This is a genomic window from Collinsella sp. TF09-1AT (assembly GCF_003436895.1).
GTDB lineage: Bacteria > Actinomycetota > Coriobacteriia > Coriobacteriales > Coriobacteriaceae > Collinsella.
On the sequence record NZ_QSRC01000002.1, the window covers coordinates 302,961 to 317,504 of the forward strand.

Below are 14,544 nucleotides of genomic sequence, written 5' to 3' on the forward strand. Positions count from 1 at the left end.
TTTTTTTGAGGGTTCGAATCCCCAGCCGCCATTCTTGATAATAAAAAAGGGCCCCAAATGGGACCCTTCTTTCAATTCATACTGGCGGAGAGCTGGGGATGTCCGGGCATGCTACGCATGCCCTCCGGCTTCAAAGCCTGGCGGCTTTTCGCCCACGGGCTACAAACGCTTTCGCGTTTGCTTAACGCCCGTGCCCTCTCGGGTTCGAATCCCCAGCTAACGTGGTTCAACTAAAAAAGGGTCCCTTTCGGAACCCTTCTTTAAAGTCTTACTGGCGGAGAGCTGGGGATTCGAACCCCAGATGCCCTTTTGGGGCATACTCGCTTAGCAGGCGAGCACCTTCGGCCTCTCGGTCAGCTCTCCGTAACAGCCGTTCTATAGTAACCAAACAGCCGAAGTTGGGCAAGAGGAAATTTTCTAATTGCCTAGCAGCCTTTCCTCCTTGAAAGCTTCGCCTACCCCAGCGAGCGGTTGAGGGAGCCGAGCTCGTCGTTGCCCATGGTGCGCCACATTTGGAAGATACAACCGCGTGCCAGGAAAAAGAAACCGTTGTCGACCAGTTGCACAGCGGCATCTGCAAGCTGATTCGTCACGGCGGACACTGGCGGCAGCTCGAGTCCAGCCTTGCGGATGGTCTCGACCGCTTCCTCGAACGTCGGAGGCTCGCTGACGCCCATCTCGTTCATAAGGCCCTGCATTTCTTCCAGCGCGCTGCTGCCCGACTCCTCGCCGCGCGGCACCAGGCGGTAGCACGCCAACGCGAGCTCGAGCTGGTCGCAGTTCCAATAGGCAAACGCCAGGCGATAAAACAGGTAGCCGATTGAAGTACGGTCGCTTGCAATGCGCAGGCCATGGCGCGCTACCTCGATAATCTCGTCAAAGCGCTCCAGACGTGCCAACACGTTGATGAGCGCGAAGTGAGACTGCATGGACGAACGCGCCAGATCGTAAAGATGGCGCACCTCGGGCAGTGCTCGTTCAAAGTCCTCTTGCTCGGCGTAAAAGCTGCAGATCTCGTGCTGGGCAAAGTACAGCGCATCGGGCGCACGAAGGATTCGCACAGAGCGGTCTTCTTCCAACACCGGTAGCACCATGCGCACCAGCTGGTTATCACAAAACTGCGTTTGAACCGGACCTGTCGCCAAAAGCTCGGCGACGGCGCACTTAGCCTCCAACTCCTCGACAAGACGGGAAAAACCTTCAAAAGCACCTGTACGGTCGACTTTTGCCTGCTCGCGCAATTCAACAACACGGGCCACGTATGGATCATCGTCCTCTTCCATGACCTCCAACTCGTCAGCCTTATCGGCAAGCAGCAGATCGCGCAGCGCCGGCGGCAGCGTGCGATGGTCATCACGCGGACGAGCATGAACCTCCGCTGGTTCAATCGTCTCCGGAGCAGTTGACTCATACGCCTCAAGCACACGCTTGCACGGCATATCGTCCATGTCCATGCTCTCAAGATCCTTGGCGACAGGCACGCAATCGGCCAGATAGGCCGCGCGCCCAAAGAAATACGTTGCGACAACGCGCTCGCCCTGCTCACTGTCGGGAGCGGCAATCTGCACATAGCAGCGCGTGATGCAGGTGCCCGCGGCAAAACACGCCGCCGCAAGCGTGAGCGCCACGCGCGCATCGTGCTCCGCAGCCCAGATCGCACGCGTGTCCTCTTCCAGCTCGCGCCAGGCGTCATCTTGAGCGTCGTATTCACGTTGCGGCATGGCATCCACGACAGAGTGCCCAAACCGAACGAGCATAATCCCCTCGGCAACATTTACTCGATAGGTATAGTCGAGCCGTGTGACCACGTTGAGCGCTTCTACGATACGTGCAAAGCGGGTGCGAACGTCCCACTCACCGCCCGGCTGGCAAGCCACCGTACCCGGTTTGCCCCACGGGTTATCGCTTGAGGCCGTATCGAGCAGACGGGGGACATCGTTGGTCGTCTTGGCGATATGCCACGAATCAAAAAGCGCACAGCCCTCAAAGCTCGGCGAGGACGCGACGGGGCCTAATCCGGCCCCGATGCGCTCAAGGATGCCAGAGAGGCGGTTGAGACGGCACTCGATGGCAAGCAGGGCATCGATCTCGGCCTGATCGAGAAGACTGCGATCAAAATTGAGATAGAAAAGCTTTGAGCGGTCGATGCGCGCAAGGCTCATTTCAGTTTTTGCCGCGATGGTGCGCAGACGTGGCAGATTGACCTCGCTCATCAAGGCCGCGGCATAACGCTCGATACCACTCGGATTCTCGGTATGGTCAACGCGGTAGAGCAGCGTCTCGATAGCATCGGGGAGCGGTGCCGTGTTAAAGCCCAAAAACACCTCGACCGGCTCGGGTAACTTTACGAGCTTGATCTTGTCGACAACGTTTTGCATGTCATCATCGAGACCGTCGACGCCCGCCGTGTTCGCAATAGCGCTTTCGGAGTTGGCAAATATCACGTAGCGCAAGAACATCGAGGCCATGAACTCGCCGTAAGGAAGAGCGCGGGTCGAATTCCACGTCTCGCGGTCGGACTGCTCGCGCATGGGGCCTTCGGGAGATCCGGCAGTTCGCGCGCACGCGCGCATGGCGCCGTTGGCCGCCCTCACCATAATCTCGCCAATACTGGAATCGGACTCGTCAAGGACCAGTTCCATGTCGGGATCGTTGGGCAGCGGAGCCTCGCTAACGGGGCGGTCCACCTTGTACACCTCACCCGAAACGCTTACGTAGCCCAAAAGCGACACATGACTTTTGCCAACGAATTCGACGACATAACAAGATTCATGTTGATCCTCGCCAAAGAGTTTCCAGACCACGCCATATGAGCGTCCCGCAGGCTGCTCGGGCATCGCCGGAAAGCGCTTCTTGGGATCGAGAAACCTGAGCTTGTATGTCGGACGCTCTGCCACGAAATATCACCCTGATCGGTCGCTTGAGAAGGAGTGGTCGCGAATAAGTCGCGACATCTACTCGGAATCTTACACGAGTCGACAGGAAATCGTCCCTTTGGACGAAAGCACTCAAGCTGGCGCAAAAGAAAAGCCCCCGTTGCCGGGAGCTTTAATCTCAAATGGTGCGGCGTATAGGATTCCGCGCATCCGCTGCGCGGATCCGCACCGGCTTCGCCCGCCCGCCGGCGTGCTCGCCCGCGGGCTAAAAACGCTCCGCGTTTTCTTTACGCCCGAGCCTCGACCGAGGTTCGAATCCATGCGGTGTTTACGTAAAAGAAAAGCCCCCGTTGCCGGGAGCTTTAATCTCAAATGGTGCGGCGTATAGGATTCGAACCTATGACGTTCTGATTCGTAGTCAGACCCTCTATCCAGCTGAGGTAACGCCGCGACTTGTTGATTATTATGCACATGGACTGAATAATCGTCAAGCGTTTTTCAAAAAAAGTTATTGAATTTGATTTTTACTCATTTTGACCCCTTGATGCGATCTTCGACGCATCGCGATATAAGAAAAGCTCCCGTTGCCGGGAGCTTTAAAGTCAATTGGTGCGGCGTATAGGATTCCGCGCATCCGCTGCGCGGATCCGCACCGGCTTCGCCCGCCCGCCGGCGTGCTCGCCCGCGGGCTAAAAACGCTCCGCGTTTTCTTTACGCCCGAGCCTCGACCGAGGTTCGAATCCATGCGGTGTTTACGTAAAAGAAAAGCCCCCGTTGCCGGGAGCTTTAATCTCAAATGGTGCGGCGTATAGGATTCGAACCTATGACGTTCTGATTCGTAGTCAGACCCTCTATCCAGCTGAGGTAACGCCGCGACTTGTTGATTATTATGCACATGGACTGAATAATCGTCAAGCGTTTTTCAAAAAAAGTTATTGAATTTGATTTTTACTCATTTTGACCCCTTGATGCGATCTTCGACGCATCGCGATATAAGAAAAGCTCCCGTTGCCGGGAGCTTTAAAGTCAATTGGTGCGGCGTATAGGATTCCGCGCATCCGCTGCGCGGATCCGCACCGGCTCCCCCCGCCTGCCGGCGGACTCGCCCGCTCGCTACGGACGCTCCGCGTCCGCTTCACGCTCGCGCCTCGACCGAGGTTCGAATCCATGCGGCGTCCGCCTAAAAGAAAAGCCCCCGTCACCGGAGGCTTTCAATTTCAATTGGTGCGGCGTATAGGATTCCGCGCATCCGCTGCGCGGATCCGCACCGGCTTCGCCCGCCTGCCGGCGGACTCGCCCGCTCGCTAAAAACGCTCCGCGTTTTCTTAACGCTCGCGCCTCGACCGAGGTTCGAATCTCCGCAATGCCCCCGTAAAGGAAAAGCCCCCGTTGCCGGGAGCTTTAAAGTCAATTGGTGCGGCGTATAGGATTCGAACCTATGACGTTCTGATTCGTAGTCAGACCCTCTATCCAGCTGAGGTAACGCCGCAACGCACGGATTATTATGCACGTGACCCCTCGATGGGTCAAGCGACAATTTGGAAAAATTTTACGAAATGATGATTAAGACGATCGCGCCTCGACCGAGGTTCGAATCCATGCGGCGTCCGCCTAAAAGAAAAGCCCCCGTCACCGGGGGCTTTCAATTTCAATTGGTGCGGCGTATAGGATTCCGCGCATCCGCTGCGCGGATCCGCACCGGCTTCGCCCGCCTGCCGGCGGACTCGCCCGCTCGCTACGGACGCTCCGCGTCCGCTTCACGCTCGCGCCTCGACCGAGGTTCGAATCCATGCGGCGTCCGCCTAAAAGAAAAGCCCCCGTCACCGGAGGCTTTCAATTTCAATTGGTGCGGCGTATAGGATTCGAACCTATGACGTTCTGATTCGTAGTCAGACCCTCTATCCAGCTGAGGTAACGCCGCAGCGCAAGACATATAAAACCACTTTAGCTTATTGGAGTCAAGCACAATCTCAAACTTTTTTGTGGAACGCAGTTTTGTCACGCTGCTCCGCATATACCACCGTTCCCCGTACGATCGATTGGCTTTTCGATCACGTCAAACTTAGCATCAAGTTCCCTCAGGAGCGATCTCACCCGCTGGGCACAATCATAATCGGCAAACGAGATGCTCAGCATGCGCGCAGCCTGGTTAGATGTCCGGACCCCATAGAAATGCTCCAGGGCCACAAGTCCCTCATGCGTCACAAAGGTCTCGACCACATGCGGCGACTCCTCAAAGCACCATTGGGTCAACGGACCCTCGCTCGTCTGTCGAACCACCAGGCCACCCATGCCAGACGGCTCACACGTTACAAGCAGGTACTCCCCGCCCTCGTCGCTCTCAAACAAAACCACCCGATCATCAAACAGCTCCATCGCGTCCCCTTTCTCTCGCTCTTATTTAGCAAAAGCATAGCAGGTAGATGGCTGTATACAGAACAGTTGTTCGTGTGTTTTCTATTGAGCTGTCCGCACGGCATGGTATGGACCTGCGCACGAAATAGGGCGCCCCCGAAGGAGCGCCCTTGCATATCCCCTATGCAGCCAAGTTACGCGACCGGCTCGATCTTCTCGAGACCGCCCATGTAAGGACGCAGAACCTCGGGGATCGTAATGGTGCCGTCGGCGTTCTGGTAGTTCTCCAGAATGGCGGCCATGGTGCGGCCGGCCGGCAGGCCGGAACCGTTGAGAGTGTGCAGGTAGCGCGAACCCTTGAAGTTCTCGGGGTCACGATACTTGATGTTGGCGCGGCGAGCCTGGAAGTCACCGCAGTTGGAGCAGGAGCTGATCTCCTTGTAGGCGTTGTAGCTCGGCAGCCAGACCTCGACGTCGTAGGTCTGACGGGCAGAGAAGCCCAAGTCGCCGGTGCACAGGCTAATCACGCGATACGGAAGGCCCAGCTGCTGCAGCAGGTACTCGGCCTCGGCGGTCATGCTCTCGAGCTCCTCGTCGGACTCCTCCGGCTTAGCGAACTTGACCATCTCGACCTTGTCGAACTCGTGCTGACGGATGATGCCGCGGGTGTCGCGACCGGCGGAACCGGCCTCCTCGCGAAAGCAGGGGGTGAAGGCGGTGTAGCGGCGCGGCAGGGTGTCGGCGTCGAGCACCTCGCCGGCGTGCAGGTTGGTGAGCACAACCTCGGCGGTAGGGATCAGGAAGTTGTCGCCCGAGACGTGATAAGCGTCGTCCTCGAACTTGGGCAGCTGCCCCGTACCGAACATGGTCTGACGCTTGACGACGATGGGCGGCCACCACTCCTTGAAGCCACGACTCGTGTGCGTGTCCAAGAAGAAGTTGATGAGGGCGCGCTCAAGACGGGCGCCGGCGCCACCGAGAACGGTAAAACGGCTGCCGGAGAGCTTGTTGCCGCGCTCGAAGTCGAGGATGTCCAGATCGGTGCCCAGATCCCAGTGCGGCTTAAAGTCGAAGTCGAACTCGCGCGGGGTGCCCCAACGACGGCGCTCAATGTTCTCGTCCTCGTCCTTGCCGTACGGCGTGGCCTCACAAGGGATGTTGGGCAGGTGAGCCATGAAGTCATACTGCTCCTGCTCGAGAGCGCCTCGGCGCTCGGCCAGACCGTCAATCTTCTCGTTGACGGCGCGCACGGCCTCCTTGGCGGCCTCTGCCTCGTCCTTCTTGCCCTCCTTCATCAGGGCGCCGATCTTCTTGGACTCGGCGTTGCGCGTAGCCTGGAGCTCCTCGACCTCGGTGATGACGGCACGGCGCTCGTCGTCGAGCTCAAAGAACTTCTCGCGATCCCAAGATGTCTGGCGGTTAGCCATGGCGACATCGATGGCATCGGGGTTCTCGCGAACAAACTTGATATCAAGCATTAGATCCTCCGGCGATATACATTCCATTTAGGTTGCAACCTTGTACATGTATGGGCAAGTATATACTTATGAGCGTTTACGACCCAACCCAACTACGCAAGAAGGCACCCAATGGACGCAGTTTTTTCCTTTTTGTTTGGCACCCGCACCGGTTTTGCCATCCTTTTCGCCGGCGGCATCCTGCTGTTTGCGATTCTTGCCTTTGTAATGGAGAAGCGCACTCACAAGCTCTACGTCGACCGCGGACCCAAATCCGAGGACGAAGAAGGCGGCTTTTTCGACTAACCTGCCATTTAGGGACAGGTTTATTTTGGTCGGTTTTATCTGGACAAACGCAAGCGCCCCGCAACTGGAATTGAGCCAGTTGCGGGGCGCTTTTTCCACACAAGACAAAACCGCAGGAAAAACCTGCCAAAATAAACCTGTCCCTAAATGGCAGGTTTACTGGAGGGTGGCGTCGATGGCCTTGACCAGGGCGCTGCGCATGCCGGCGTCCTCGAGCGCGACGACGCCCTTGATGGTGGCGCCGCCGGGCGAGCATACGGCATCCTTCATCGCCGCAGGATGCTGGCCGCCTACAAGCTGCAGTTTTGCCGTACCCAACACCATCTGGCTCACGATGCGGTAGGCATCGGCGCGCGGGATACCGTGCTTGACGGCCGCGTCGCCCAAGGCCTCAATCGCCATGGCGACAAATGCCGGTGCGCAACCGCCCACGGTACCGCCCACAAACAGCAGGCTCGTGTCGAGCTCGACGACGGCGCCAAGCTTACCGAGCAGGTCGAGCACAACAGCACGTTGCTCGTCGTTGAGCGTAGAGGACTTCTCGCAGGCGATAACGCCCTCGCCCACTGAAACCGGCGTGTTGGGCACCGTCGAGATGTGCGCGACACCCGGCAGGACCTGTTCCCACTTGGCGCTGTCCCAAGTCCAGGCGACCGAAAGGACAACCTTGTCGGCAAGAATGTCCTTGAGCGGAGCGAAGACCTTCTCGATCATGTACGGCTTGACCGCAGCAACCACGATATCAGATGCGGCGACAACCTCCGCCGCATCATGGCAGGCGACCATCCCACGCGCCTCGCAGCGCTCAACCAAGGCGTCGTAGCGGCCCGCGCAGGCGCATATGTCGCTCGCAGTCACACCGGCGGCAATCCAGCCATCGGCCATGGCGCTCGCCATATTGCCAAAACCGACAAATCCGATTTTCATATCACATAGTCCTCTCAGACACATTCCTCAAAACGAAAGGTATTGTCCCACGTCATTGTTTCGTATTGCCGACCTATTTGTGATACGGCTCGCCACGGCTGATCTTGCAGGCACGGTAAATCTGCTCTAGCAGCACTACACGCGCCAGGTTATGCGGCAAGGTAATGCGTCCAAAGCTGAGCATCTCGTCGGCTCGTGCGCGCACGTCATCGCTCACGCCGTCCGAACCGCCGATTACAAAGGCAATGTCGCTACTGCCTCGCAGCATAAGATCGTCGAGCCTCGCCGAGAGCTCCTCACTCGAACGCTCCTTGCCCTCGATAGCCAGCAGGATCACATGCGCTCGAGACGGCAAGGCAGCAAGAATCGCCGCCCCCTCCTTGTCACGCGCGGCATCCACGCCGCCCGCCTTGGCAGGGTCGATATCGGCCGCCTCGCGGATATCCACCTTGGCATAGGCGCCCAGGCGCTTGGTGTACTCGGCACACGCGTCCTTCCAAAAGCGCTCTTTGAGCTTGCCAACACAAACGACGGTGTATTTCACGCGTGCCTACTCCTTCGAACCGTTTTGAACTTTGCCGGCGGTCAGCATCTGCTCGAACATAGAGGCCGACTGCGAGAAGTCGCTCGGCAGCACGACCGTCGAGGTTTTACCCGTGCGAGCAAACTCCGTCATCATCTCGGACCACTGCGTAAACATGAACAGCTGGTTGGCCTCATCGTTGCCAACACCTGTCTCCTGGATAATCTCGAGCGAGTCCTTAATGCCCAGAGCGATCGCCTTGCGCTGGTTGGCGATGCCCTCGCCCGCCTTTTCCATGGCCTCGGCTTCGGCGGTCGCCTCGGTGACGCGCTTGATGCGGTCGGCCTCGGCGAGCTCCTGCGCCGCAGCGCGCTTGCGCTGGGCGGCGTTAATGTCGTTCATGGAGTTCTCGACCTCAGTCGGCAGTGCGATCTTGGTGATGAGCGTCGACACGAGGGTGAAGCCGTAGGCGGCCATCTGCTCGGAAACGGTAGCGTTAACATCCTTGGCGATGTCATCCTTCTTGGCAAAGACCTCATCGAGTGTGTAGACGGGAATCGAAGAGCGCAGGGCGTCGGTGATGAAGTCACGCATCTGGTCGACGGGCTCCTGCAGCATATAGTAGCTCTTGTAGATGCCCGAATCCGCCGGGCCAGCACCCATGTCATAGCTCACGTGATACTGAGCGGAGACCTCAAGGCCGATGGTCACGTTGTCCTGGGTCTTAACGTCGATGCCAAATCCGTTTTTCATGGTGCGTAGACTCACCGTGGCGGCCTTGCGGTCGATCACGGGTACCTTCATGTGAAAGCCCGCGTTGACGATGCGGTTGAACTTGCCCAGGCGCTCGATGATCACAGCATGCTGCTGTTCAACGACATAGCAGGCGCTGGGAAGCAGCAGCAACAGGATGATGGTGGGAATCAAAAGGCTGGTAAGGGCGGCGATGATACCGGAAAACAGCATGGTCTCTCCTCTGATAGGCACACGTTGTGACTAGGATACCCGCACGAAGTAGCTGTGTAACACCAACAAGAGGGCCCGTGGTCAAAAAAGACCAAATATGAGTACTGTTACCAGTTTAGTAACAGCGTATTTGGGTCAAAATCGCCTCTTTGAACCCGAAGTCTATCGAAATTACTTCATTTCGTCTCATGATTGAGTCAAATTAGCATACATCTGTTGCGTAAAATGAGCAAAAATGGCTTCGTGAAATGTCTCTATTTTCGTGCCAGTACTCATATTTGCCACTTTTTGACCGCAGGGGCATCTACCGCGCGAAATCGATAGGTCAAATCTGCAAAAAACGGCCCGTAACAAAAAAGCTCCCATTGCTGGGAGCTTTCTCAATCAATGGTGCGGGCGAAAGGACGTCCGCGTATCCGCTTCGCGGATCCGCACCGGCTTCGCCCGCCTGCCGGCGTACTCGCCAGCTCGCTAAAAACGTTCCGCGTTTTCGTTACGCTCGCTCCTTCGCAGGTTCAAGCCCCCGCGATGAGCACATAACAAAAAAGCTCCCATTGCTGGGAGCTTTCTCAATCAATGGTGCGGGCGAAAGGACTTGAACCTTCATGGGGTTGCCCCCATACGGACCTGAACCGTACGCGTCTGCCAATTCCGCCACGCCCGCGTGCAGAAATTAGAATAACGGAGCGCCACCGTGAACGCAAGAACTATTTTTGAAAAAGTTTGCAAGCATTTTCCCAAGCAGCTTGCACGATTGTTTCGGCGTCCTCACCAGTGCGATCGACACGGTCGTTAACCAGCGCGTTTGCCGTAATGGAGATCATTGCCGGCTCGCATTCCAGACCTCGAATGGGCTCCGGCGCCATATACGGGCAATCCGTCTCGAACAAAATGCGATCGAGCGGGGTCGCCGCAAATGCCTCGCGCACGTCGTCGTTGCGCTTAAAGGTGGCCGCACCACCATAGGCGATATAGCAGCCCAGCTCCACAAAGCGCTCCATCGTGGCGCGGTCCTCGCCAAAGCAGTGCAGCACACAACCGGCCTGGGGCACGCCCACCTCACGAAGCACGTTGTAGGCGTCCACGTGCGAGGTACGCTCCGGGTCCGTGTCCTCGTGACGCAGATGCAGCTCCACCGGCACGTTACGGCACACGGCAAGCTCGAGCTGGCGCGCCATACAGTCAATCTGCACGTTATGGGGCGCCGGCGCGATATCGTCGTCATAGTCCATGTGGTAGTCCAGGCCGATTTCGCCAATACCGGCGCATAAGGGGTCATCGAGTGCGGCAACGACCTGTGCGTGAACATCGTCGGTATAGTCCGGCGCGCCATACGGATGCACGCCGGCAAGATACTTGATCTGCGGGATATCCTGCATCGGCAGAATCTCGCGCGTCAGCCAGTCGCTATAGTCCGTCACGCTGCGCTTATCGGCAATAGGGTCGAAGACCGTCACCAACAGGTCGACGCCCGCCGCTTTGGCACGCATGAGCGTCTCGGGCACATCCTTGCCCCAGAACGAAAGCAGATGCGCGTGCGTGTCGGCAAGCGGCGCCAAGGGCTCCGGACAGGCGACCGTTTTCTTTTTCTTGGTAAACGTCACACGTTCGGCATTAGGCATCATGGATGAGCTCCTGGGCCAGACGGACAAAGTCGGCAACATCGAGTGTCTCGGCTCGCGTGGTCGGCGCGATACCGCAAACCTCAAAGACGGCATCGAGCACGTCCTTGGCAAAGCCGTTAGCACTCATGGAATTGCGGATAGTCTTGCGACGCTGAGCAAATGCGGCGTCAATCACACGGGCTACAAACTCACGATCGAGTCCTTCGGGCACCACGCCTTCAACGCGGTCGATGCGCACGACGGCTGAGTCCACATGCGGCGCCGGCATAAAGCAGCGCGGCGGCACCTCAAAGCGACCCGTCACCTGCGTATACAGGCCGAGCTTTGCCGTATAGCCGCCATAGGTCTTGTTGCCCGGCGTCGCGGCAATGCGATCGGCAACCTCCTTTTGCACCATGACGACGGCACGCTTGAGCGCGGGCATCGTCTGGAAAAATTGCAAAATGATCGTCGCCGCCACGTTATAGGGCAAGTTCGCGACAAATACCGTGGGCTCGCCGCCAGCAGCCTGCTCAATCTGCTCCGGGCCCACCTTGAGCGCATCGCCCATAATAAAGCGGAAGTTGGCATAGTCGGCAGCATGGGCATCGAGCACCGGCTCGAGCTCGGGATCGGCCTCGATCGACGTGACGCACGCAGCCTCCTGCAGCAGCGCAAGCGTGAGCGTGCCAACACCCGGACCCACCTCGAGTACGCGCTCGTCACCTGCAAGCTCGGCAAGCTCGCAGATACGCTCAATCACATGGTTGTCGATTAGAAAGTTCTGGCCCAGGCGATGCTTGGTCGCAAGGCCAAACTCCTCCAGCAGCTCCCTTGTTGCCGTGGGGTTTGCCAAAGGCGAAGTTGTCATAGTTGCCTCCTTAGCATGGTGGCGACGTCTTGAAACAAAAGGGCATGGACCGTTGCGGCCATGCCCTTACACCTAAACTGCGAATTGCCGATATGGCGCGCGGCGTCTTAACCCAGACGCGGGAACAGCGGCTCGCCCTTCTCGACGGGAGCGCCGCCGGCAAGCAGACCCCAAGCGCAAATACCCTTGAGATCGTCGCTTGCGGCCTCGTCCTCGCAGGACAGACGGCGCAGAGCCTCGGCAGAAGTCTGAGGCATGAGCGGCATCAGCAGGTGGGCGGCGATGCGGATGGCTTCGAGCAGGCTGTAGATCACAAACGCGAGCTCGTCAGCCTTGGCCTCGTCCTTGGCAAGCGCCCAAGGCTCGGAGTCCTCGATGTAATGGTTGGCGGCATGGACAAGCTCCATGACCTCGTCCTTGGCTCCACCGTAATCGAGCACGTCCATCTTGGCCATATAGCGCTCGACCAGGCCATCGGCAATCTTTGCCAGCGGACTGTCGAACGCATCGAACGATGCGGGCTTGGCGGGCGCGCAGCCGTCAAAGTACTTGCCGCTCATGTTGAGCGAACGCGAGATAAGGTTGCCCCAGCTGTTGGCCAGGTCGGCGTTGTAGACCTGCTCCATGCGATCGAAGCTGATGGCGCCGTCGGTGCCGGGCACCACGTCGGTCATGAAGTAATAGCGATAGCCCTCGACACCCAGCATGTCGATGACGTCCTGCGGAGCGATGGCGTTGCCGCGGCTCTTGGACATCTTCTCGGCCTTGCCGGTCTCGGCGTTGCGCACGGTCAGGAAGCCGTGGGCAAAGACATGCTCGGGCAGGGCCTCGCCGATGGCCATGAGCATGGCGGGCCAAATGACGCAGTGGAAGCGGATGATGTCCTTGCCCACGATGTGGAACTGCGCGGGCCAGCGATAGGCCAGCTCGGCACGGGCCTCGTCGGTGTCGACACCGTAGCCGACAGCCGTCATATAGTTGAGCAGGGCGTCGAACCACACGTAGGTCACGTGGCCCTCATCAAACGGAACCTGAATGCCCCAGTCAAAGCTCGTGCGGCTCACGGAAAGATCGTTGAGGCCGCCCTCGACAAAGCTGCGCACCTCGTTCATGCGGAACGCAGGCTCAACAAAGTCGGGGTGCTCGTCATAGAGCTTGAGCAGCTTGTCCTGGAAGGCGGAAAGCTTAAAGAAGTAAGACTCCTCCTGCACGCGCTCAAGCGGACGGTGGCAATCGGGGCACAGGTGCTGACCGACGCTGCCGTACTCCTCGTCACCCTTCTGGACCTGCGTATCGGTGAAGTAGGTCTCGTCGGGCACGCAATACCAACCATCATAGCTGCCCTTATACAGGTAGCCGGACTCCTTCATGCGCTCCCACAGGTACTGTACAGCATGATGCTGGCGCGGCTCGGTGGTGCGGATGAAGTCGTCGTTGGAGATCTCGAGCTTGCTCCACAACTCCTTGAAGTGCGGAGCCTGGCTGTCGGTCCACTCCTGCGGCGTCATGTTGTGCTTGGCTGCGGCCTCGGCGACCTTCTCGCCATGCTCGTCCATGCCGGTCAGGAACTTGACGTTGTAGCCGGCAGAGCGGCGATAACGAGCCTGGACGTCGGCGATGATGGTGGAATAAGCCGTGCCCAGGTGCGGATCGGCGTTGACGTAGTAGATGGGCGTCGTGATAAAGAACGAAGGCTTGCTTTGATCCATGGGGTTAGTCCTCCAGAAAAACGTTGCATACAGGGGATGATTCTAGCGCAAGGGCTGGATATCCTCCATCTATTGCATATCGAGCACCATGGCATAGACATCGCGCTTGCGGCGCGAATACTTCTGAGACAGGCGCTTGGCCACCGCAGAAGCGGGCTCCCCCTCCTCGAGCGCGGCGCGGATATCCTCGCGCAGGGCCTCGTCGGGATCTGCCGCCGCAGCGCCAGCCGGCACGATGCCGGCCTCCTCGTCCTCACTCGGCGGCGCGATGACCAGCGCAATCTCGCCCTTTACCTCGCCACGAGCACGCAGCTCCTCGGCAAGCTGGGCGGCGGGCCCACGCAAGACCTCCTCATGTAGCTTGGTGAGTTCGCGGCAGACGGCAACCTCACGCTGGGGAAAGACCTCGGCCACAGCCTCGAGCGTCGCCACGATGCGATGTGGAGACTCGTAGAAGATGAGCGCGCCGGGCACCACGGCAAGGCGCTGCAGACGGCGCACGCGGTCACCGTGCTTGCGGCCCAAAAAGCCCTCGAAGAAAAATTGCTCGCAGGGAATGCCGGACGAAACGAGCGCCGTGACGCAAGCAGAGGGCCCGGGGATAACTTCGACGGGTACATCGGCCTCACGCGCTGCCTCGACCAGCGCCTGGCCGGGATCGGACACGCTCGGCATGCCGGCGTCCGAGGCAAAGGCGAGGGTTTCCCCCGCCAGCAGACGGTCGACCAGGCCGGCGGCGCGGCTGGCGATCACATTCTCGTCGCAACGGACAAGCGGCTTGGAGATACCCAGGTGCATTAGCAGCTTTGACGTCACACGCGTGTCTTCGCAGCAGATGGCATCGGAGGCGGCAAACGCCTCGCCAACGCGCGGGGACAGGTCTCCCAAGTTGCCGATGGGTGTGCCGACCACATAGAGTTTGCCCGTATGGGCGCTGTTTTGCGTCATAT

General features: G+C 58.7%; 11 protein-coding genes and 6 tRNA genes. 1 reads left to right on the plus strand and 16 read right to left on the minus strand.

Annotated features, from left to right (window positions below; all coding sequences use genetic code 11):
* Positions 1-272: 272 nt before the first annotated feature.
* From DXC90_RS02980 to serS, 8 genes are all read right to left on the minus strand, one after another.
* A tRNA-Ser gene (locus DXC90_RS02980) sits at positions 273-363 on the minus strand.
* 92 nt (positions 364-455) lie between these two features.
* The gene (locus DXC90_RS02985) at positions 456-2,897 is read right to left on the minus strand and encodes a lipopolysaccharide assembly protein LapB (protein ID WP_117734696.1); all 2,442 of its coding nucleotides are present in this window, start codon (positions 2,895-2,897) and stop codon (positions 456-458) included.
* Positions 2,898-3,249: 352 nt separating this feature from the next.
* Positions 3,250-3,326, minus strand: a tRNA-Arg gene (locus tag DXC90_RS02990).
* Between the two features lie 347 nt (positions 3,327-3,673).
* Positions 3,674-3,750, minus strand: a tRNA-Arg gene (locus DXC90_RS02995).
* 538 nt (positions 3,751-4,288) lie between these two features.
* A tRNA-Arg gene (locus DXC90_RS03000) sits at positions 4,289-4,365 on the minus strand.
* A gap of 355 nt (positions 4,366-4,720) precedes the next feature.
* Positions 4,721-4,797, minus strand: a tRNA-Arg gene (locus DXC90_RS03005).
* Between the two features lie 77 nt (positions 4,798-4,874).
* Positions 4,875-5,252, minus strand: coding sequence for a hypothetical protein (locus DXC90_RS03010; protein ID WP_117734697.1), 378 nt, complete (start codon positions 5,250-5,252; stop codon positions 4,875-4,877).
* Positions 5,253-5,425: 173 nt separating this feature from the next.
* Positions 5,426-6,709, minus strand: a complete 1,284-nt coding sequence (gene serS / locus DXC90_RS03015) for a serine--tRNA ligase (protein WP_117734698.1) — start codon at positions 6,707-6,709, stop codon at positions 5,426-5,428.
* A gap of 111 nt (positions 6,710-6,820) precedes the next feature.
* On the opposite strand from serS, the gene DXC90_RS09575 reads away from it, so the two are divergent.
* Positions 6,821-6,994 carry a DUF6724 family protein gene (locus tag DXC90_RS09575; protein WP_199406594.1) on the plus strand — a complete coding sequence of 58 codons (174 nt, stop codon included), beginning with the start codon at positions 6,821-6,823 and terminating at the stop codon, positions 6,992-6,994.
* A gap of 156 nt (positions 6,995-7,150) precedes the next feature.
* Here DXC90_RS09575 and proC read toward each other — a convergent pair whose 3' ends face one another.
* From proC to rsmI, 8 genes are all read right to left on the minus strand, one after another.
* Entirely contained in the window at positions 7,151-7,921 is a 771-nt protein-coding gene (gene proC, locus DXC90_RS03020; RefSeq protein ID WP_117734699.1) for a pyrroline-5-carboxylate reductase, read from the minus strand.
* Positions 7,922-7,994: 73 nt separating this feature from the next.
* Positions 7,995-8,465 (minus strand): 23S rRNA (pseudouridine(1915)-N(3))-methyltransferase RlmH, encoded by a 471-nt coding sequence (gene rlmH, locus DXC90_RS03025; RefSeq protein WP_117734700.1) that lies wholly within the window; start codon positions 8,463-8,465, stop codon positions 7,995-7,997.
* A 6-nt stretch (positions 8,466-8,471) separates the two neighbouring features.
* The gene (locus DXC90_RS03030) at positions 8,472-9,410 is read right to left on the minus strand and encodes an SPFH domain-containing protein (RefSeq protein ID WP_117734701.1); all 939 of its coding nucleotides are present in this window, start codon (positions 9,408-9,410) and stop codon (positions 8,472-8,474) included.
* 577 nt (positions 9,411-9,987) lie between these two features.
* A tRNA-Leu gene (locus tag DXC90_RS03035) sits at positions 9,988-10,074 on the minus strand.
* Positions 10,075-10,117: 43 nt separating this feature from the next.
* Positions 10,118-11,035 (minus strand): TatD family hydrolase, encoded by a 918-nt coding sequence (locus DXC90_RS03040; protein WP_117734702.1) that lies wholly within the window; start codon positions 11,033-11,035, stop codon positions 10,118-10,120.
* Positions 11,025-11,885 (minus strand): 16S rRNA (adenine(1518)-N(6)/adenine(1519)-N(6))-dimethyltransferase RsmA, encoded by an 861-nt coding sequence (rsmA, locus tag DXC90_RS03045; RefSeq protein ID WP_117734703.1) that lies wholly within the window; start codon positions 11,883-11,885, stop codon positions 11,025-11,027. Before rsmA ends, DXC90_RS03040 begins: the two co-directional genes overlap by 11 nt.
* A 107-nt stretch (positions 11,886-11,992) precedes the next feature.
* Positions 11,993-13,594: a methionine--tRNA ligase gene (gene metG, locus DXC90_RS03050; RefSeq protein ID WP_117734704.1), complete on the minus strand. Its 1,602-nt coding sequence runs from the start codon at positions 13,592-13,594 to the stop codon at positions 11,993-11,995.
* Between the two features lie 69 nt (positions 13,595-13,663).
* Positions 13,664-14,542, minus strand: a complete 879-nt coding sequence (gene rsmI, locus DXC90_RS03055) for a 16S rRNA (cytidine(1402)-2'-O)-methyltransferase (protein ID WP_117734705.1) — start codon at positions 14,540-14,542, stop codon at positions 13,664-13,666.
* Between the last annotated feature and the right edge of the window lie 2 nt (positions 14,543-14,544).

Excerpts from the sequence above, each read along its gene's own strand:
- DXC90_RS03010 (WP_117734697.1), bottom strand. The coding sequence starts at position 5,252 with ATGGAGCTGTTTGATGATCGGGTGGTTTTGTTTGAGAGCGACGAGGGC.
- serS (WP_117734698.1), bottom strand. The coding sequence starts at position 6,709 with ATGCTTGATATCAAGTTTGTTCGCGAGAACCCCGATGCCATCGATGTC.
- DXC90_RS09575 (WP_199406594.1), top strand. The coding sequence starts at position 6,821 with ATGGACGCAGTTTTTTCCTTTTTGTTTGGCACCCGCACCGGTTTTGCC.
- proC (WP_117734699.1), bottom strand. The coding sequence starts at position 7,921 with ATGAAAATCGGATTTGTCGGTTTTGGCAATATGGCGAGCGCCATGGCC.
- DXC90_RS03030 (WP_117734701.1), bottom strand. The coding sequence starts at position 9,410 with ATGCTGTTTTCCGGTATCATCGCCGCCCTTACCAGCCTTTTGATTCCC.
- DXC90_RS03040 (WP_117734702.1), bottom strand. The coding sequence starts at position 11,035 with ATGATGCCTAATGCCGAACGTGTGACGTTTACCAAGAAAAAGAAAACG.
- rsmA (WP_117734703.1), bottom strand. The coding sequence starts at position 11,885 with ATGACAACTTCGCCTTTGGCAAACCCCACGGCAACAAGGGAGCTGCTG.
- metG (WP_117734704.1), bottom strand. The coding sequence starts at position 13,594 with ATGGATCAAAGCAAGCCTTCGTTCTTTATCACGACGCCCATCTACTAC.
- rsmI (WP_117734705.1), bottom strand. The coding sequence starts at position 14,542 with ATGACGCAAAACAGCGCCCATACGGGCAAACTCTATGTGGTCGGCACA.